The 21,150-nt window shown below is 37.4% G+C and carries 16 protein-coding genes and 1 riboswitch; of the genes, 10 read left to right on the top strand and 6 right to left on the bottom strand.

Translation table 11 applies throughout. The features are described from left to right. The first annotated feature begins 32 nt into the window (after positions 1–32). Positions 33–1,319 carry a hypothetical protein gene (locus tag GYM76_RS05940; protein ID WP_141673939.1) on the top strand — a complete coding sequence of 429 codons (1,287 nt, stop codon included), beginning with the start codon at positions 33–35 and terminating at the stop codon, positions 1,317–1,319. Between the two features lie 409 nt (positions 1,320–1,728). On the opposite strand, the gene argS is transcribed toward GYM76_RS05940, so the two are convergent. Then, positions 1,729–3,462 (bottom strand): arginine--tRNA ligase, encoded by a 1,734-nt coding sequence (gene argS, locus GYM76_RS05935; protein WP_220224879.1) that lies wholly within the window; start codon positions 3,460–3,462, stop codon positions 1,729–1,731. 517 nt (positions 3,463–3,979) lie between these two features. Beyond that, a riboswitch (TPP riboswitch) is annotated at positions 3,980–4,088 on the top strand. Positions 4,089–4,128: 40 nt separating this feature from the next. On the opposite strand from argS, the gene thiB reads away from it, so the two are divergent. From thiB to dinB, 7 genes are all read left to right on the top strand, one after another. Next, positions 4,129–5,127 carry a thiamine ABC transporter substrate binding subunit gene (gene thiB / locus GYM76_RS05930; RefSeq protein WP_220224878.1) on the top strand — a complete coding sequence of 333 codons (999 nt, stop codon included), beginning with the start codon at positions 4,129–4,131 and terminating at the stop codon, positions 5,125–5,127. Between the two features lie 13 nt (positions 5,128–5,140). Then, the gene (gene thiP, locus GYM76_RS05925; protein ID WP_220224877.1) at positions 5,141–6,721 is read left to right on the top strand and encodes a thiamine/thiamine pyrophosphate ABC transporter permease; all 1,581 of its coding nucleotides are present in this window, start codon (positions 5,141–5,143) and stop codon (positions 6,719–6,721) included. After that, positions 6,699–7,400, top strand: a complete 702-nt coding sequence (gene thiQ, locus GYM76_RS05920; RefSeq protein ID WP_065562860.1) for a thiamine ABC transporter ATP-binding protein ThiQ — start codon at positions 6,699–6,701, stop codon at positions 7,398–7,400. Before thiP ends, thiQ begins: the two co-directional genes overlap by 23 nt. Positions 7,401–7,997: 597 nt before the next feature. After that, positions 7,998–9,302 (top strand): hypothetical protein, encoded by a 1,305-nt coding sequence (locus GYM76_RS05915; RefSeq protein ID WP_220224876.1) that lies wholly within the window; start codon positions 7,998–8,000, stop codon positions 9,300–9,302. Between the two features lie 192 nt (positions 9,303–9,494). After that, positions 9,495–9,995 (top strand): hypothetical protein, encoded by a 501-nt coding sequence (locus GYM76_RS05910; RefSeq protein WP_220224875.1) that lies wholly within the window; start codon positions 9,495–9,497, stop codon positions 9,993–9,995. Between the two features lie 316 nt (positions 9,996–10,311). Next, a complete protein-coding gene (gene cptA, locus GYM76_RS05905) occupies positions 10,312–12,006 on the top strand; it encodes a phosphoethanolamine transferase CptA (RefSeq protein ID WP_220224874.1) in 1,695 nt (564 codons plus the stop codon). Positions 12,007–12,079: 73 nt separating this feature from the next. Continuing rightward, positions 12,080–13,135, top strand: coding sequence for a DNA polymerase IV (dinB, locus tag GYM76_RS05900; protein WP_065561749.1), 1,056 nt, complete (start codon positions 12,080–12,082; stop codon positions 13,133–13,135). A gap of 81 nt (positions 13,136–13,216) precedes the next feature. On the opposite strand, the gene GYM76_RS05895 is transcribed toward dinB, so the two are convergent. Further along, entirely contained in the window at positions 13,217–14,653 is a 1,437-nt protein-coding gene (locus GYM76_RS05895; protein ID WP_220224873.1) for a 6-phospho-beta-glucosidase, read from the bottom strand. 13 nt (positions 14,654–14,666) lie between these two features. Continuing rightward, positions 14,667–16,538: a glucose PTS transporter subunit IIA gene (locus GYM76_RS05890; RefSeq protein ID WP_220224872.1), complete on the bottom strand. Its 1,872-nt coding sequence runs from the start codon at positions 16,536–16,538 to the stop codon at positions 14,667–14,669. Between the two features lie 173 nt (positions 16,539–16,711). Between GYM76_RS05890 and GYM76_RS05885 the strand changes: the two genes are divergently transcribed. Beyond that, the gene (locus tag GYM76_RS05885) at positions 16,712–17,416 is read left to right on the top strand and encodes a GntR family transcriptional regulator (RefSeq protein WP_065734532.1); all 705 of its coding nucleotides are present in this window, start codon (positions 16,712–16,714) and stop codon (positions 17,414–17,416) included. A gap of 69 nt (positions 17,417–17,485) precedes the next feature. Here the strand turns inward: GYM76_RS05885 and GYM76_RS05880 are convergent, their stop codons facing one another. The 3 genes from GYM76_RS05880 to rph form a co-directional block, all read right to left on the bottom strand. After that, on the bottom strand, positions 17,486–18,598 hold the full coding sequence (locus GYM76_RS05880; protein ID WP_220224871.1) for an SIMPL domain-containing protein: 1,113 nt from the start codon (positions 18,596–18,598) through the stop codon (positions 17,486–17,488). Positions 18,599–18,744: 146 nt separating this feature from the next. Further along, positions 18,745–19,392 carry an orotate phosphoribosyltransferase gene (gene pyrE / locus GYM76_RS05875; RefSeq protein ID WP_065561745.1) on the bottom strand — a complete coding sequence of 216 codons (648 nt, stop codon included), beginning with the start codon at positions 19,390–19,392 and terminating at the stop codon, positions 18,745–18,747. Between the two features lie 13 nt (positions 19,393–19,405). Continuing rightward, on the bottom strand, positions 19,406–20,122 hold the full coding sequence (rph, locus tag GYM76_RS05870; RefSeq protein ID WP_220224870.1) for a ribonuclease PH: 717 nt from the start codon (positions 20,120–20,122) through the stop codon (positions 19,406–19,408). Positions 20,123–20,272: 150 nt separating this feature from the next. Between rph and GYM76_RS05865 the strand changes: the two genes are divergently transcribed. Next, positions 20,273–21,139 carry a YicC/YloC family endoribonuclease gene (locus GYM76_RS05865; protein WP_220224869.1) on the top strand — a complete coding sequence of 289 codons (867 nt, stop codon included), beginning with the start codon at positions 20,273–20,275 and terminating at the stop codon, positions 21,137–21,139. The last annotated feature ends 11 nt before the right edge of the window (positions 21,140–21,150 follow it).

The raw sequence follows: 21,150 nt of genomic DNA, 5'->3' as shown, positions 1-21,150 counted from the left end.
TTTCTCAATTATCCCGGCAGATTGTTTTTTTTGTGGCTCTTTTTATTCCTTTTTCGGGGCACGCATTAACTTCACAGACAACTAGGAATGCGATACAGGGTAGTGCGCCGTATTTGACTTTCGACGGTGGTCGTACTCGTATTGTTAATACTAACGATCTGCTTGGTATTACACTATCTGATGGTAAACATTATACGCCTTCTACCAATTCTTCATCTATAACCCCAATCGTCTTACCGGTTGCAGGTCAGAGTTTTGCTGATATTCGTATGTTGGTCCCTACTAATACTAATTCAGTCGCTTTAAGTTCTCTTATCGGTCCGCCTTATAACTATTGGGGGGATGAAGATGGTGATTCTGGCATTACTGCTACAGGTTCTTTAAGTTTATCTATCGTCGATAAATATGGTCAATCTGTATCACGTAGTACAGTGCCAACAATTTGTAAGGCACCTTATAAGTTTACCTTATCAAGTACTAACGGCACATTATCTACACGTTATGGCGTTCCCAATCGTAGTGATTTCAGTGCAAGTAGTGTAACTTATTACATCAACCCTAACGTTACACCGATGGTTTGTTTTGCCAGACCTAATTCAGGTGGTTATGCTGGCCCAGCTTTGATATGGGACCCTACTAAGGGTTTTCTCACTCAGTCAAATGAGCCATCCTCTTACGGTCAAAACTTTCCTACTACTGGTGCTAATGGATTGTATTTTGATTTACTTATTAGTGGCAGTAGTCAGGCGTTGTCTTGGCCTCCAATATCTCAGGGTGGTATCACAGTTAAAATGACTAATTCTACAGCTACAAGCGTTCGTGTTACTTTAACTGGTCCTTCCGCTACTAGATTCCAGATTAATTCAGACAATCCTAGTCGTATTTCCAAACCTTCTTTGCCTCAGACCTTCGAGTTGGTCGGTCGTGATGGTCAAGGTAATCCAGTTGTTAAATATGGTTTTACTTTGAAGCAGTGGTTCGTCCACCGTGTTTCTTGGAATGGCAATTATTCTCCTGCCTTATCTTGGTGTAATGGTATCGGTTATCGAATGCCTCGCGTAAAGGATTTAACCAATGCAGTTCGTAAAGATTTAGTTGTACCTAGTGCCACTCCTTCCTCATTTGGTAATAGTTTTATGCGTCATATAGGTTCGGGTTTTTTCACTGAGTGGGGTTATAATACCGTTGGCACCGCCTTCGAACTTTTTTTCTGGACTAGTGACTCCATTGGTCGTGACCAGGTTATCGTGGGTACGCAGCGTGGTAATGTGGTGAGGCAGAGCCTCTTAGGCAGCGACGGACTTTGTGCCTATCCTTAGTTTTTATTTCTTCGTCCTTAATCCTTAGGGCGGGGGGGGGATTGATAAAAAATAGTATTAGGTGATTAAAAGTAAGCTACGAGTCAACGTCGTTTAGCCATAAAAGCGATTTTGTGGCTTAGCGACGTTTGAATTACCCGCGGGTTTATTTTTGAGGTGTTTTATCACAAAAAAAGTTGAGGAGCGGGTTTTTTGGGGTTCTAAATCCTACTTTTTAATATTGTTTTATATGAATAATCCAGCTTTAAGCTGTAGCGTTTAGTTGTGTTTTTATATCAAAAAGTTGAGGATTTTTTGGGGATAAATTTCGTTTTATAAAACTCCCCTCAATTTTAAACGCTGAAATTTTTAAGATGTTTTTAAGTGGCGATATACCACCGATATTGAACAATATCGGTGGCTGGTTTTGTTACATTTTTTCAACCGTTTTAATACCAAGCATATCTAAACCGGTTTTAAGGGTTTTTGCTGTTAAAGATGCCAGTTTTAGACGGCTATGTTTTAAGTCTTCATTTTCGGCTGCCAAAATTGGGCAGTGCTCATAGAAGCTAGAGAATAGGGTGGCGATATCATACAAATAGGCGCACAGCACATGCGGTGTGCCTTCTGCAGCAACGGTTGAAACGGTTTCATCAAATTGAATTAATCGAATTGCTAATGTTCGCTCTTTGTCCGTGCCTAAATTGATATTACCAGTTAAGCTATCTTCGTTGATATTTGATTTTCTAAACACCGACAGTATGCGTGTATAGGCATATTGTAGATATGGTGCAGTATTGCCTTCAAATGACAACATGTTATCCCAATCAAAAACATAATCGGTGGTACGATTTTTGGATAGGTCGGCATATTTCACTGCGCCAATCGCCACAGCATCAATCACTTTGGCAAGTTCTGTTGGTGAAAGATCGGCATTTTTACTTTTAATGAGTGCTTCTGCTCGCTCTGTAGCTTCGTCAAGCAGGTCGTTTAATTTTACGGTATCACCTGAACGAGTTTTAAACGGCTTGCCGTCTTTACCTAACATCATACCAAACATGTGGTGTTCAAGTTTTAAGGATTCTGGTACATATTTCGCTTTATGCACGATATCCCAAACTTGTTCTAGATGTTGGTGTTGACGTGAATCGGTATAATATAAAATACGTTCAGCATGAAGTGTTTCGTAACGATATTTTACACAGGCAATGTCGGTTGTTGCATAAAGATAGCCACCATCACGTTTTTGGATAATAACGCCCATTGGTTCGCCTTCTTTATTTTTATATTCATCTAGAAATACGACGATGGCACCGTCACTTTCAACCGCTAATTTTTTCTGTTTTAGATCGGCAACAATGCCTGGTAGCATACTGTTATAGATGCTTTCGCCCATTGTATCTTCAACCGATAAGGTGACATTAAGGCGTTTATATGTGGCAATGTTTTGTGTCATGGTGATATCCACCAGTTTTCGCCACATTTCACGGCAATATTGGTCACCACCTTGAAGTTTTACGACATAATTACGGGCTTTTTCGGCAAAGGCTTCGTCTTCGTCGTAATGTTTTTTAGCTGCGCGATAGAACGATTCTAAATCTGAAAGTTCCATATCGTTGGCATGTTCGTTTTCCATTTTTTCAAGGTAGGCGATTAACATCCCAAATTGGGTTCCCCAATCACCAACATGGTTGGCACGGATAACATTATGACCAAGAAAGCTTAATACTCGGACACTAGCATCACCAATAATAGTTGAGCGTAAATGGCCGACGTGCATCTCTTTTGCTACGTTTGGTGCAGAGTAATCAACCACAATAGTTTGTGGTTTGGCTGGTAAAGTAATATTCAGTTTATCACTATTTAGCGCGACTTCGTTTTGTTCAGCAATCCAACTATCTTTTAAAAAGATATTAATAAAACCAGGACCGGCGATCTCGATTTTATCGGCAATATCATCAATATCAAGATGTTGTAAAACTTTTTCAGCTAATGCTCGTGGTGGCATTCCCAATTTTTTAGCGGTAGACATGATACCATTTGCTTGGTAGTCACCAAATTGGGCTTTAGCTGATTGCTTGATTAAAGCGTCGCAGTTTTTATCAGCACCCGCCATAATCATTGCTTGAGAAACACGTTGTGTTAATAGTTGTTGAATATTCACACTGAACCTAATCGATTAAAATAAAATGCCCAATATAATACTGATAAATTGATAAATTGTCACTGTGGGATTAGTTAAGGACAAGTAAATAGCTGATTCTTTTATAAACGAAAATTTTTTTATTTAGATGTAATCTATCAATTCAATTATAAAATAGATAAAAAAATAAAGAGAAAACAGGTGCCGAAATTTGTTTAACTGCCTGATTATAAATATCCTTCTGCTCTTTTCAACGTTGGTGTTTGCTCAAGACCATCTGCAACAACTCAGATTCACAATTGACAAAATAGTATGATAATAATGGTGAAAATATCTTTTTGGATAAATATGCAAAACTCACTCCCCCCTTAAATAAGCAAGAAATCGATTTTCCGATTACAAATAGGGTTAAGCGGAAATTTTATAAAGCTATCAGTTTGATCAAGCGCAGTTACTCTCTTCTAAAATCGTAGATAAGTTTGCAGGCAACCGTTGAAGGTAACTATTTACAATTATACCTTCACCCTCTAAACTAATGTCGTTCTCAACGGGGTGCCCTAGTGGGCTGAGAGTGTCAGATTGACTGACATAACTCGTCGAACCTGAACTGGATAATGCCAGCGGAGGGATTTGAGTTATTATATCTGCTCAAACCTTTTGTCTTTTACCTATTTCTTTGGAGGCAAAATGTTTTGTAAAAACTTTTTACTACCTGTTATTTTTTTATTTTCACTTTTTAGCCCATTAGCCAATGCAGAACTGCCGACTTTGACGGTTTATAGCTATAATTCATTTATGTCACAATGGGGACCCGGTGAGGCAATCAAAAAAGGGTTTGAAGCCCAATGCAATTGCCAACTTGAGGTTGTGACATTAGGTGATGGTGTGTCGGTTTTAAATCGTATTCGCCTTGAAGGCGATAAAACGAATGCGGATGTTATTTTAGGGTTAGATAACAACCTATTAGAGCAAGCCAAACAAGCGAATATTCTTATTTCTCATCAAATCGCTAAACCCGACAATCTCAACACCAATTGGTGGGATGATAGTTTTATGCCTTATGATTTTGGTTATTTTGCTTTTATCTACAATAATAACAAAGTCAAAAATCCACCTCATTCTTTACATGAACTGGTTGAAAATAAAGCCGGTTGGAAAATCATCTACCAAGATCCAAGAACCAGTACACCAGGACTTGGTTTACTATTTTGGGTAAAAAAAGTTTATGGTGATAAAGCAGCAGAAGCGTGGCAACAAATCGCTAAAAACACGGTGACAGTCACCAAAGGTTGGAGCGAAGCTTATGGTATGTTTTTAAAAGGCGAAGCGGATTTTGTACTTAGTTACAGTACATCGCCAGTGGCACATATCATTAATGAAAACGAGCATCACTACGAAGCAGCTATTTTTGATGAAGGGCACTATCGTCAAGTTGAAGTAGCCGGAATTATTAAATACAGTCAAGAAATTGACCTAGCGCGCCAATTTTTACGTTATTTGCTGACACCTGAAGTCCAACACCAATTTGCTGAGAAAAATGTGATGTATCCGATTATCAAAACGGATCTACCTAATGCCTTTGCGCAAATTAATTCGGTCAATAAATCGTTAGAATTTGAGCCAGCAGAGATTGAAAAACATCAAAAGGCTTGGATTCGAGAATGGCAATCGGCAATTAGTAAATAGATCCGTATCGCCAATGTTGAAATTTAAATCGTTATTACCCGGAATGAGTGCAGCGAGCTTAATACTCATTATTTTAAGCTCGGCACTTATTGCTATTTGGCGATTTGCCTTAGAGTCAGGAAATTTGACGATTTATCTTGATAGTTATGTACTTCATATTGTTTGGATCACTTTTTATCAAGCTTTGTTATCGACAATACTTTCGCTGGCATCAGCAATATTAATGGCTAAGGCGCTCTCCTTTATTGATTTTAAAGGTAAAAAGTTACTGATAAAAATAATGCCAATTACCTTTATTTTACCCGCTTTAGTGGTTGTGACAGGGTTGTTGTCGGTATATGGGCAACAAGGTTTACTGGCTTACATTTGCCAAGTACTGCATATCCCATTTTCATTTCCTATTTATGGCTTGCAAGGTATTTTGTTGGCTCATGTTTTTTTGAATTTTCCTTATGCTTGTGTGCTCTTTTACAAAACATTAAACAGTGTTGCGATAGAACAAAGACAGCTAGCGGCACAACTTAATTTTTCAACATTTACCTATTTTAAATTACTTGAATGGCCGTTACTTCGTAGACAAATATTGCCTATGGCAGCACTTATTTTTATGCTCTGTTTTTCGAGTTTTGCCATAGTGCTTGCATTGGGTGGTGGTCCAAAATATACCACGCTGGAAGTGGCTATTTATCAAGCGGTGCGAGACTTTGATCTATTACAAGCCGCATTACTATCTTGCGTGCAGTTGGTTTGCTGTATTGTTTTTATCAGCTTGATGCAGAAAATAAATAGAAATGATAGAAAGCTGAGTGTTAAATTTAGTCACTCCAACTATCAATTACCGATAACCAATTGGCTAAAAATGATTAGCATGATCATTATCGTAATAGGGGGATTATTTATCCTGTCTCCGATGATTACCATACTTTTTCAAGGTTTCTATTTTTTCCAAATCTCATTACTCACATCGATGTTGCAACAAGCCTTACTCTATTCAATCCTTATTGCTATAGGTTCCGCTATGATAGCGATGTTACTTGGGTTACTTTTGCTATGGACCAATTGCCGACTATTGATTAACCAACAACGTCAATTAAGTAATCGGCTTATGCTGGTTGCCTCACTGATATTAGCCATACCAAACATGGTATTAGCATCGGGATTGTTTTTATTGTTATTTGGTTATAGTCATCACACTGTTTTTATCTGCTTATTAATTATGGTTTGTAATGGGTTAATGGCGCTACCTTTCATCCTTAAAAATTTAGCTACGCCGATGTATGATATTACGGCACGCTATTGGCAATTAACCCAAACCCTTAATATCAATGGATTAACGCATTTTTATTTGGTCGATTTTAAGGGGTTAAAAAGCCTTATGTTGATGAGTTTTGCCCTTGCTGCCATATTGTCATTGGGCGATTTTGGGGTAATAGCTCTGTTTGGCGGGCAGTCGGTGACCACGTTACCTTATTATTTATATCAACAGATATCGCATTATCATTATCAAGAAAGTATCGTGACAGCCGCGATATTATTACTTTTATCTTTTAGTTTATTGGTTGTGATGGATTATGATCGAACTTCAAAAAATTGAATATCAATATGACAACTTCAACATGCACTTTACGCTAAATATTGCTGCTAAAGAGCGGGTTGTTATTGTCGGTCCAAGTGGTGCGGGCAAAAGTACATTACTTAGCTTGATTGCGGGGTTCATCTTTCCTAAATCAGGACAAATCATCTTAAATAACCAAAATGTCACAACAACGTTACCCGGTAAACGCCCTGTCTCGATGCTATTTCAACAAAATAACTTATTTAGCCATCTAACGGTTGAACAAAATATTGCTTTAGGCATCAAGCCGACATTAAAACTGAGTCGAGCTGAACAAACGACTATTAATGATATTCTGGTTCGTGTCGGGCTGGAAGGCTTTAACCATCGCTATCCCGAACAGCTATCGGGTGGTCAACGGCAACGCGTGGCTTTGGCTCGCTGTCTTATACAACATCGTCCTATACTATTATTAGATGAGCCATTTTCTGCTCTTGACCAAGCTCTGCGCTTTGAAATGTTGGCATTGGTTAATCAGGTTTGTAGTGAATTTAATCTGACCTTAATGATGGTATCGCATTATCTGGATGAGTCACTTAGCCATTTTTCCCGCTGTGTGGTTATTGAAAATGGAAACGTCATTTTTAATGCAGAACCAAAACAGCTAGCTGAAAATCAAGAGATAGCTAAATTGTTAGGGATAAGTTATTATTCATAATTAGTGTCCTCAGTAAAAAAAGTTGAGGAACGGGGTTTTTGAGGTTTTAAATTTCACTTAAAACTTTTAAATGATCATAACCACTATTTTAAATACTAAAATAATTTTTTTAGGATCAATAGCTGTGATTCTAAAGATTTGTAATGATGACAACCTTTAATTAAAACAGCGCTTAATCAATTATCATCTAGATCCTTTTTAGATCCTATTTACAAAAGTTAACGTAAATGAGCGAAAAAAAGTGTTGCATCGTGTTTTTCCAGTCACTATACTTTTTACACGGTTTTAGCTATGAGGCTAAAATTTGATAGAAACGTATAAAATTGTAAATTAATCAAAAAATTACTTGACAGGATAGTCTAAAATGCATTATAATTTTCAACAGCCAACAGCCAACAGCCAACCTGCCAAACCTATCTTTTAAATTCGTCTAACTCCAGCACCCAGTTTAAATTTTTCACAGAAGCTTATTTTTCTACTCAATCAAGTGAAATTCTGCGAATTTTCGCGCGATCCTTTTCTCGATCGTTTTACAGATCCTTTTTCGGATCCTGTTTTCGATCCTTTTCCCAATTATCCCGGCAGATTGTTTTTTTCGTGGTTATTTTCCTTCCTTTTTCCAGTCATGCATTGACATCACAGACAACTAGGAATGCGATACAGGGTAGTGCACCTTATCTGACTTTCGATGGTGGTCGTACTCGTGTTGTTGATACTAACGGTCTGCTTGGGATTACACTATCTGATGGTACGCAATATACGCCATCATCCAATCCCTCATCATCAACAACACCTATTGTGTTACCTGCCACAAGTCAGAGTTTTGCTGATATAAGTATGTTCGTTCCTACTAATACTAATTCAGTCGCTTTGAGTTCTCTTATCGGTCCTCCTAATAATTATTGGGGAGATGATGATGGTGATTCTGGCGTTACTGCTACAGGCTCTTTAAGTTTATCTATCGTCGATAAAAGAGGTCAATCAGTATCACGTAATTCCGTGTTAACAACTTGTAACGCACCTTATAAAGTTAAGTTATCCAGTACTAACGGTACATTATCTACTCGTTACGGATTTCCTAATCGTAGTACTTTCAGTGCCCGTAGTGAGACTTATTACGTCAATCCTAAGGCTGCGCCTGTAGTTTGTTTTGCCAGACCTAATTTGACAGAAGGTACAGATAATTATGCTGGCCCAGCTTCAATGTGGAACCCTCGTAATGGTTTTATCCCTCAGTCAACTGGCCCATCCTCTTACGGTAGAAACTTTCCTACAACTGGCGCTAATGGATTGTACTTTGATTTAGATATTAGTGGTGTTAGTCAGCCATTGTCTTGGTCTCCTGTTTCTCTGGGTGGTATCACAGTCACAATGTCTAATCCTACTGCTACAAGCGTTCGTGTTACTTTAACTGGTCCTTACGCTACTCAATCCCAGATTAATTCATCCAGTCCTAGTCGTGTTTCCACTCCATCTTTGCCTCAGACTTTCGAGTTGGTCGGTCGTGATAGTAATGGTACTCCAGTCGTCAAATATGGTTTTACTTTGAAGCAGTGGTTCGTCAACCGAGGTTCTAAGTATGACACTTATCCTAATACATTATCTTGGTGTAATAGTCTTGGTTATCGTCTACCTAGCGTAAGGGATTTAACAAATTCAAATTATCATAATTTAGGCGCCACCCCTTCCTCGCCAGTTAATTATTATATGCGTCATATAGGTTCTGGCTTTGTTGCGGAGTGGGGCAAAATGGATGATTATTCAGGTTTGGGCTTCTACTACCAGTGGCACTGGACTAGTGACCCGAATCGTATTGACCAGTTTGTCGTGAACACAAACGAAGGTATCGTGTCTACGAACTACATCTACAACAGCAGCCTCGGACTTTGCTCCCATCCTTAGTATTTATTTCTTCGTCCTTAATCCTTAGGGCGGGGGTGGGGGTGATAAAAAATAGTATTAGGTGATTAAAAGTAAGCTGACTCAAGGAGTCAACGTCGTTTAGCTATAAAAAGCGATTTTGTGGCTAAGCGGCAAAAATGCTGGGCACCGAGGTGGTGGTTAAAAATATTGATATTAAAGGAGTAATATAAAATGAATATTGAAGAAAAAATAGCGTTAAGTAAAAGGCCGGTTCAGTTTATAGCCGAAGGTAATTTTTTAAAGCTTTATAATCAATCATTATATGTGGTTGAGCAATTATTGGGTTTTAACTTAAAGGTAACGGCAAAGTTTATAAAAAAGATAGACCAAATTATCGTTTGCGGTGGGTTTCCTACCAGTTCTATTACTAAACGTTACCCCAATGCCAGCCCTAATTTAACGGGGTATGAGTTATTGGGTGATTATGATTTAAGTGGCTATGAGCTATGGTATCAAAAGCATTGCCAAATACCGAAGCAAAAAACACCACAATCCCTTCTCACAACATCCCAAGAGGTAAACGAACAGTTAAACGAATTTCGCGATATGAACAAACCGTTAACGGTTCAGCATCTATTATTTTTACAATCATGGCAGGCAAATAAATATCCTGCTATGGTAGATAGTGCGTTTATTCAGGAGTTGAAGAATTATTTTAGTGAATTGCATTAATAACAGAGTGATGTTGAAAATAAATCATCCGTTTCAACTAGGGTGATTTTTTTAGTTTTTTATCGAAAAAAAGTTGAGGAGTGGGGTTTTTAGGGTTTAAAATTCTGCAATGTTGTCTAAATAAATAATTCGGCCTTAAACTGTGGCTTTTTTTAGTAGCCGTTTTTTGCATCAAAAAAAGTTGAGGAACGGGGTTTTTGAATCCCTTTCATCATAATCAATCAATAAATAATCTTTATTAGTTCCATCTTAAGGTTTTGTTAATCTGTTTTTGTTAGTTTAGTTGCACTTTTATTTGTAATTATTGGAGCAAAATTTGGATAGAAATTTTAGTTGGCGCTCGTTGGTTTATGCTATTTTGTATTTCTGTTACTTTTCTTGTGCATTACAACTTTACATTGCATTGTCAGGACATGCTAATTTTATTGGGCTTCGTGACTCGATAATTTATAGTATGATTTGGCTGGTGCCTATTCTCTTTTTTCCTAATATTACCAAAAAATTTGCTACCGTTTATGGCATTATCGTCGGTGGGTTGTCACTAATTTCGATTGGTTATTTTACGATATATCGACAGGAGTTTTCGCAGAGTGTTTTTTTTGTGATGGCAGAGTCGAATTATAATGAGTCACATGAATTTATTTCCCAGTACCTTAGTATTAAACTCGTCGCCGTGCTGTTGATTTATATTTTGGTTGGGGTGTTTTTGTGGTTTAAGGTTAAACCGGTTTATGTAAAAAATATGACTAAATGGTTAGTGTCGATAATCATTGTGGTTTATGCGTTGATGCCTTTGTTTATTAGTGTGGCGATTAAGAAGACTTCGTTTGAGCGCGCTACCCAGCATCTGTTAAGTCGGATGGAAACGACGGTTCCATGGCAATTGCTCAGTAGTTATATTGCTTATCGTTCTCAGCTTTCTAATATGGAAAAAATCTTAAATCATCTCGAAACCTTGCCTAAATTCGAAAATTTAACTGATGCCAATGGAAATACTCCAAGAACGTTAGTGCTGGTGATTGGTGAGTCAACGACTCGTAGCCGTATGGGCATTTATGGTTATGACCGTGATACGACGCCGTTAATCGAGCAATTTAAAAAAGATAATCCTGATTTTCTTGCTTTTAATGATGTTGTTTCATCAAGACCTTATACGATCGAGATTTTGCAACAAGCGCTAACTTTGGCCGATGAGCAACATCCTGATTTATATCTTTCTAAGCCATCATTAATTCATTTGATGAAACAGGCCGGCTATAAGACTTTTTGGATTACCAATCAACAAACGATGACCAAGCGCAATACGATGTTGACGATGTTCTCTAAGCAAGCTGATGAGCAGTTTTATATGAATAATGATCGTAACCAGAGTTCCAGACAATATGATTCGTCGGTTTTTGAACCGTTTAAGAATGTGCTAAATGATCCTGCTGAAAAGAAATTTATTGTTATTCATCTGCTCGGTACGCATATGAAATATGAGCTGCGCTATCCGGAAGGTGAGGAGTATCAGCGTTTTAAAGATAAGACTGGCGTAAATTTTGATTTGGATAACGATAAGTTAAAAGTTTATAACAGTTATGATAATGCGGTCGCGTTTAATGATTTTGTTACCACTGAGCTGTTTAAGCTATTTAAGAATAGTGATCCAAATGGTTTTATTTTGTATTTTTCCGATCATGGTGAGGAAGTTTATCAAACGGCTCCGCATGATGTTTTAGGGCGTAATGAGAAGGCGCCAACTAAAGCTATGTATACGGTTCCTTTTATGCTTTGGCAATCGCCTAAGTGGTTAGTGAGTCATCCTAATAATCATTTTGAGTCTTATGTGAATCGAAAATTTAGTACTCAGGATTTGATTCATACTTGGTCTGATTTGGCTGGGTTAAGCTTCGATGATTATCAACCCGAAAAAAGTATTGTGAATGAAAAATTTGCACAGCCAACTCGATGGATTGGTGATCCTCATGGTAAAGAGGGGTTAACCGATTTCGATCAGCTGGCTAAATAGGGATTTACAGATAAAGTAAAGGTATGGTATTGTATATTTATACAGTTATTTTCTATATACTAATACCCTCAATATGCGAAAAATTATTCATGTCGATATGGATTGTTTTTATGCTGCTGTCGAAATGCGAGACAATCCACGTTATCGCAATGTGCCGATCGCCGTAGGAGGCGATCCACGTAAGCGTGGTGTGGTGGCAACTGCGAATTATATTGCTCGTCAATATGGTGTGCATAGTGCGATGTCAATGGCACAGGCAATTAAGCTGTGCCCTAATATTAAGGTCATTCCAGGTCGTCATGCCGTCTATAAAGAGGTTTCCAATCAAATCCATCAAATATTTAAGCGTTATACTCAAGCCATTGAGACGCTTTCGCTTGATGAGGCTTATTTGGATGTGACGGATTGTAAGCTTTGTCATGGTTCTGCTACGTTAATCGCCCAAGATATTCGACAAGCAATCTATAAGGAGCTAGAGTTAACCGCGTCAGCAGGTGTGGCACCACTTAAGTTTTTAGCTAAAATCGCCTCCGATATGAATAAGCCAAATGGGCAATATGTGATTACACCCGATCAGGTTGAAGGATTTATTGAGCAACTTCCACTGAAGAAGATCCCCGGTGTGGGTAAAGTGACCGAGAAGAAGCTAGCAGAGTTGGGGCTTTATACCTGTAAAGATGTGGTTAATTATGATTTGACTAAGTTACTTAATCAGTTTGGTAAGTTTGGACGTATTTTATATGAACGTTGCCAAGGGATTGATGAACGCGAAGTCTGTAATGATAGGCAACGCAAGTCAGTTGGGGTAGAGCGCACGTTGGTTGATGATATTCACAGTTGGGATGAGTGTTTAGCGCAATTTGATCCGCTATTTGAGGAGTTGGAGAAGCGTTTAAGTAAAGTCCGCTCCGATCTCTCTATTGCTCGCCAAGGTGTGAAATTTAAGTTTGATGATTTTCAGCTTACGACTCAAGAGCATGTTTGGTCTAAGTTGGATAAAGCTGATTTGATTGAACAAGCTCATAAAGTTTGGCTAGAAAGGCGCAATGATCGGGGTGTTAGGTTAATTGGTTTTCATGTGACGTTGATTGATCCACAAGTTGAAAAGCAACTTATTTTTAAGTTTTGATTGATGATGTTTTGATTAGATGAGATGGGTTAAAGGATCTGATTTTAATTCGCAAATCAGATCCTTTATATTATTAAGTGATTATTTTAAGCTTTGACCATTGGTCTTAATCACATTTTTATACCATTCGAATGACTCTTTTTTATAGCGTTTCATGCTTCCGTTACCTTCGTTGTCACGATCAACATAAATCACGCCATAACGTTTTTTCATTTCGCCAGTGGTGAATGAAACGACGTCGATAATCCCCCAAGCGGTATAACCAATCACATCAACACCGTCGTAATCCATCGCTTTTTGCATCGCTTTAATATGCGCGCCGAGGTATTCGATTCGTGGTTTATCGTGAATTTGGTTGTCGTGCTCAAGTTCATCAATCGCGCCAAAACCATTTTCAACAATAAATAGTGGTAGTTGATAACGATCGTATAAGCGATTAAGTGTGTAACGTAATCCTTCTGGGTCGATCGGCCAACCCCAGTCACTGCTTTTAATGTATGGATTTTCAACTGCATTTGGTAATGCACCATTGACGATGTTGTCACGGTTGTCGTTTTTAACATCCGCTTTTACGACCGTTGACATGTAGTAACTAAAGCCGATGTAATCAACCGTACCTTGTTTTAAACAAGCTAAGTCTTCTTCTGTAATATCAAGTTTGTAGCCTTCGCGTTCAAACTCTTTTAATGCGTACGATGGATAATATCCACGAACATGTACATCAGGGAAGAAGAAGCGTTGATGCATAGCAATTTCTGATGCCATCATGTCTTCAGGGTTACATGAGTATGGGTAAATTGGCACGTGAGAAATCATACAACCAATTTCAAAGTTAGGATTGATTTTTTTACCAGCAATAACGGCTTTAGCACTGGCTAATAATTCGTAATGCGCAACTTGGTAAAGCACTTCTTGTGGATTTTCACCTGGTTTAACTTGTACACCTGAGTTGGTCCAGAAGAAGATTGGGTTACTGGTGTCCATTTGGTTGTTGATTTCGTTAAAAGTCATCCAATATTTAACTTTGTTTTTATAACGTTCAAAACAACTTATAGCAAAACGTTCAAAAAACTCTACGGTTTTACGATTACGAAAACCACCATATTGACGAGCAATGTGTAATGGGATTTCAAAATGTGAAAGGGTAATAACCGGTTCAATTCCATTTGCAATGAGTTCATCAAATACGTCATCGTAAAATTGTAGGCCTGCTTCATTTGGCTCTAGCTCATCGCCTTTAGGGAAAATTCGAGTCCAAGCAATGGAGGTACGAAGGCATTTTAGTCCAAGTTCAGCAAATAATTTGATGTCTTCTTTATAATGATGATAGAAATCGATTGCTGTATGATTTGGGTAAAATTTGCCTGCTTCGATATCTTGAGTGATTTGTCTTGCAACACCATGTGCGCCAGCGGTCATGACATCAACCACGCTTGGTCCTTTGCCCCCTTCATTCCAGCCGCCTTCGAATTGGTGAGCGGCTAATGCACCGCCCCATAAAAATGGTTTTTTAGTCATTTTTGATTCCTTGTTATTGCTTAATTTCGAATATGATATCGTCAAGATTTACGTCTTTATTTTCAGTTAATGTGATCAATTGGTATTGATCTGTATTAACAATCATAATTGGTGTAATTAGTGGATAACCTGCTTGTTTGACCGCTTGTGGATCAAAGCTGATTAGCAAATCACCTTTTTTAACTTGTTGACCCATACTGATGTGATAACTAAATTCGTTATTAGTTAAATTAACGGTATCTATTCCAACGTGAATTAATAATTCTACACCGTTATCTAGGACTAAGCCGATAGCATGTTTTGAACTTTCAAATACCGCACTAACTACGCCATCAAATGGTGCATAAACATGGTTATCTGTTGGTTCGATAGCAATACCTTCACCCATTAATTTTTGTGCAAAAGCGGGATCTGGTACTTCGCTTAGTGGTAATGCTTTACCGATCATTGGGCTAGTGATATTCACTTTATCAAGAACGACTTTTGGGGTGTCGTTTTCAATTTTTTCATCACTTTGTGTTTTTTCATTAGTACCGAAAATTTGCATCAAAATCACTGGCCCAAATAGTGCTATTGCTGAACCCAGTGCTACGCCGATGATTGAACCATAATGTTCTGGATTAATTGCATTAACAATAGTTAGTGGTCCAGGTAATGCTGCATAGGTGTAGTAGTAAGGCGTAAAGATACCAGCGACCATCCCACCAATTGCAGCACAAATACAACCATAAATAAATGGTGTTTTAAAGCGTAAGTTAACTCCATAAATAGCTGGCTCTGTGATACCAAATAGACCCGTAATAAATGCAGAGATTGATACACCTTTCATCTCTTTTGAGCGAGTTTTGATATAGAATCCTAATGCTGCACCGACTTGACCAATTACCGCGATAGTTTGGTAGGCTTGGAAAGAGTCTTTACCATATTGGTTAATGTTTTCGATAATAACTGGTGTAATACCCCAATGCACACCAAATATAACCAGAACTTGCCAAAATGCCCCGATAATTGCACCCGCGACCCAAGGCGCAAGGTTTACAATCCAGTTGTATCCGCTTGCAAGGTAGTGCGCTGCACCCGCTGTAATTGGTCCAATTACTAGTAAGGTTAATGGAACCATAATGACCAAGCAGATTAAAGGCATAACGAGTGGCTTAATAATGCTGTGTAAGCGAGGTTCTAAGAAACGTTCTAGATAAGAGAGTAACCAGACTAAAAATAGTGGTGGTAATACTGTTGACATATAGGTGGTTTCCGATAGCGGTAAACCAAATAGATCAAAAGTTCCCCCATTTTTTATTGATGCTGCAATTTCTGCCCATGTTGGTGATAGTAGCGCTGCACAACATGCAACTGCAATATAGATGTTGCAACGGAAATGTTGCGATGCAGTAATGGCAATAAAGATAGGTAAAAAGGTAAATGGCGCCCATGAGATAAAGCTAAATACTTGGCAAGTGCCAGTTTGTTCAAATTCTGGATAGGCAAGCTTAATTAAAATTAAGATCCCTTGTAATATCCCCGCACTAGCTAAAACATAAACGAATGGGGCAAAAACAGCTGACATTGTTGCGATAATACGATTTAACATACTACTTTTGCTATTTACATCAATTTTATTGTTTCCACTCATCAATTGAGTAAATGCATTATAGACTTTGTCAACATTGGTGCCGATAACAACTTGAATTTGTCCACCTTTTTCAACCACGGTGATAACACCAGGTAAACTGGCGATTTTCTCTTTCGCTTCTGCTGGGGTGGTTTGAGTAACGACACGCAAACGAGTTGCACAACGCGCGACAGAAACAATATTATTTTCGCCGCCTAACTCATTTAATATATCAACTGCTAATTTATTATAATCTCTAATTTTAGATGACATCAATTAAGCTCCTTTTAACAGGTAAGAGAGCATATATTATCCTTAAATTGAAAATTGTTAATGACCAATTTTATTGTTTGTGATCTAGATCGCGTTTTCAAGCAATTTTGATTTATTTAATTAACGATAAGTATAGAATGTCAGTCATTTATACCAATATCAAAGAAAGACTAATGTTAAAATACCAAGATGTGGCAAAGAAAATTCAACAGTCGATTTATCAACAAAATCTGCCTAAAGATACACAATTGCCTAATATCGAAGGGTTAATTCAACAATATCAAGTTAGTCGTACCACCATTATCAAAGCACTTAATCGCCTTGAAAGGCACGGTGTGATCTATCAAATTCAAGGCAGTGGAATTTTTGTTAGGCAACCCAAAAAACGGGGTTATCTGAATTTTTTAGAGAGTCATGGTTTTAGTGTTGACCTAAATGATTTACCAGGCGCTTCACAAGTATTTAATGTTGACGTTATTCAGCCTAATGCCAAAGTAAAAGAGAACTTACAGTGTGAAGATGGTGAAGAAGTCTATTATATAAAACGATTACGTTTGGTTGAAGGCAAGGTTTATGGTTTTGAGCAATCTTATTATCGTAAAAAGATCATCTCTTACCTTAATCGGGAAATTGCCGAAAACTCAATTTTTAGTTACGTTAAAGAGATTTGTAAAATCAATATTGGTTTTTCTGATAAATATTTCAAAGCGATAAAATTAGATGAGGAGATCGCCCCTTATTTAGGATTAAAACCTGGCGATCCCGCTTTATGTGTTGAAGAGATTTTTTATACTACAGCAGGCGAACCTTTCGATTTTTCAAGAATTATTTATCATTACGACAATGCAAAATTCTATGTACAAAGTCATTCAAAATAGTCGAAGGTATTTCATTTAGTTAATAAAATAAATTACTAACTAAATGAAATTTTATCAATTTAACAGCTACTACTTTTGTTCAACTTTTTTAAGTGTTTCGAATGTACCTGATAAAGTTAATGTGACTTCATATTCTGGTGGGGTATTGATATCTACATCCATAGCATCATCAACACTTCTATCCATACCTAGATAACGTTTTTGACTTTTGGCGTTGTTAAATGATGAATATGATGTATCAAAATCTCTTGAGTCAAGTGAAAGTGTAATTGGTGCGCCTAGTACATACTGTTTATCCAGTAATCGTTCAACTTTAGCGCTCAATTTGTTTAGTAAAAGGGTTTCATGCTCGTTTAGCGCAGCTTGAATTGCTTCAGGTGAAACACTATAAGAGATGTTATTGTTGACTTGCATCTTTAATTCTTGCGCTTTAGCAATAATTTTACCAATAAGATCTAATTTATTTATTTTTATTTTTAGTGTGTTATTGACGAAATAGTGTTTTTCTTCAATTTCTTTAGCCTCCATTTCGCGTACCATATATTTTTTAATTGATACGTTCGTTAAGCCTATCTTTTTTAATTCGTTAGCGATATTGTTAAAGTCTTTGTACAGATCATCCTTTGCTCTACTTTCTCTATTACTGGTTGTAGCAATGGAGAATTCATAGTAGTTAGTCAAATTTTTATCGTCAATCTGATAAATGTTGTTTATACCATATTTATCAAGTATTTTATTAAGCTTGATGAAGCTATCATTATTATCAATCGTTAATACAACATTAAGAATAGCTGCATAAGTGGTATTGTTTTTACTATCTGGTTTCGTAATAGTTCTAACACTGTTTTTGTAGTCGGTGGTAACTAAATTATCGTCGGTAATATTAAGTGTATTTAAATAAGTTTTTAACTTCTTCATTGTTTCGACATTAAGATTAGAAGCTTCCGTTGGTGTTTCACCCTCTGTTTCTAAGGTTACATAAAATTCAACTGTATCGGGTTTTAATATAATGTTATCAGTAATTTTGGAGGTGATTTCTCCAACAGGGATAAGGTTCTTTCCATATTTTAATTGCTGTAGTTCTAAATAATTATTGCTAACGTTTAACGCATTATTTTGGGCGTGAGATGGAAAGATGGTACTCATATTCATTAATAGGATTAATAATAAGGTTTTTTTCATTTTATTTCCTTTATTCAGTCTAGTGAAATGGGATAGTAAAGTAGGTTCAATGTAGAAAGATAAGATGATTATAATTAATATAATTGGAAAGTTGTAAAAAAATTGTAAAACTTTATGAATATAAAAAAGCGTCTTACGACGCTTTATTATTTTATTCCATATTCAGCACGATAGGCTTCGACTTGGGTGACTTGGTCTTTTCGTGATGGATCTTGGTAGAGGTATTGGATCAAATCATCTAAAGTAATAATTGAAATTACATCACAATGATAAGTCTGTTTGATTTCTTGAATAGCAGATAAATCACCTCGGCCTTTTTCTTGACGATCTAAGCAAATCAATACGCCAGCAAGTTTAGATTGATTGTCTTCCAAAATTCGCATTGATTCACGAATTGCTGTACCAGCGGTAATTACATCATCAACTAACATAACGCGTTGTTGATATATTGAACTACCTACAAGATTACCACCTTCGCCATGGTCTTTCGCTTCCTTTCGGTTAAAGCAGTAAGGAACATCAACATTGTGGTGTTCAGATAGGGCAACCACTGTTGATGAAACGATTGGAATGCCTTTGTAGGCTGGACCAAAGATAACATCATATTGTAAATCTGCATCGATCAATGCAGCGGCATAAAAACGACCTAATAACGCTAAATCTTTACCGGTATTAAATAGTCCTGCATTAAAAAAGTAAGGGCTTTTTCGACCTGATTTTAAAGTAAACTCGCCAAATTTTAATGCTTGCCTATCTAAAGCAAATTCTATAAATTCACTTTTATATGATTTCATCGATCCTCTCCAATTAATCTTTTAAAGCTTGTTTTTGTGCTTCTGTAATAGTTTTTATGCCATTTTTTGCTAGTTCTAATAGGGTTAATAATTCTTCATGACTAAATGGTTCACCCTCGGCAGTGCCTTGAACCTCTATGATACGACCATCATCTGTCATAACGACATTCATATCGGTTTCAGCATTAGAATCTTCAATGTATTCTAAGTCGCATAGCGCTTCACCGTTTACAATGCCTACCGATACGGCCGCCACTAAAGATTTAATTGGATTTTCTTTGATTTTGCCATTAGAAATTAATATGTTTATTGCATCAACGAGTGCAACACAAGCTCCGGTAATCGATGCAGTTCTTGTGCCACCATCGGCTTGAATAACGTCACAATCAAGGGTAATGGTGTATTCACCTAATAATTCAAGGTCAACCATCGCGCGCAGTGAACGGGCAATTAGGCGTTGGATTTCCATTGTTCGGCCAGTTTGTTTGCCTTTTGCAGCTTCTCGTTGTGTTCTTGAATTTGTTGCGCGAGGTAACATGCCATATTCAGCAGTGATCCAACCTTGATTTTGACCTTTTAAAAAGCGGGGTACAGATTCATCAATTGTTGCATTACAAAGTACTTTGGTTTCACCAAATTCGACTAATACAGAACCTTCTGCATGCTTAGTGTAATGACGGGTTATTTTGATTGGGCGGACTTGTTCCGCAGATCGACCAGACGGGCGCATGCAATTCTCCAGCAGTTTATTTTATCTTCGAATTAATTTTTTAGGGGGACATCAACAAGAAAGCGTCGATGTTTAGCCTAAGCTAAGGGCACATTATACAGAATTTGTGTTACAATGCACACTAAGTTTTTATAAATTTAGGAACCTATTATGATTTCTAGTATGACCGCGTATGCGAGAAAAGAGTTGAACCAATCATGGGGTAATGCGTCTTGGGAGTTGCGTTCGGTCAATCAACGCTACTTAGAAACCTATATTCGTTTACCAGAACAATTCCGCTCACTTGAGCCGATCGTTCGTGAGCGTCTTCGTGCTCGATTAACTCGCGGAAAGATTGAATGTAACTTACGCTTCGAACTTGATCCCGCTACTCAGAACCAAGAGTTATCATTAAATATTGAGCTAGCTAAACAGATATTAAATGCAGGTGATTGGATTAAACGTGAATACCAAACCGGTCCAATCAATCCGCTTGATGTGTTACGTTGGCCGGGAGTGATGTCGAGTAAAGAACAAAATTTAGATGCAATTTCGCAAGAAATTTTAGCTTTACTTGAAAAGACAATCGATGAATTTATCACTGTTCGTGAACGTGAAGGTAAAGCCTTAAGCGAATTAATTACTCAACGCTTAGACGCAATAACTCTCGAAGTTAATAAAATTCGAGATTGGATGCCACAAATCTTAGATTGGCAGAAAGAGCGTTTAAAAAGTAAACTAGAAGAAGCTAATATTGAACTTGATAGCTCACGTCTTGAACAAGAAATTGTGATGGTTGCACAAAAAATTGATGTGGCTGAAGAGTTAGATCGATTAATTACTCATGTTAAAGAAACTTATGCAATCTTAAAGAAAAACGAAGCAGTAGGGCGCCGACTTGATTTTATGATGCAAGAATTTAATCGTGAATCAAATACCATCGCTTCAAAATCAATTAATGCGGATGTAACTGCAAGTGCGATTGAACTTAAAGTATTGATTGAGCAGATTCGAGAGCAAGTACAAAATATCGAGTAATTTAATGAGCA

It is taken from the genome of Gilliamella sp. ESL0443, from assembly GCF_019469165.1.
GTDB lineage: Bacteria > Pseudomonadota > Gammaproteobacteria > Enterobacterales > Orbaceae > Gilliamella > Gilliamella apicola_E.
Note: the sequence above shows the minus strand (reverse complement) of the source record. Positions and strands in the feature narration are given on the sequence as shown.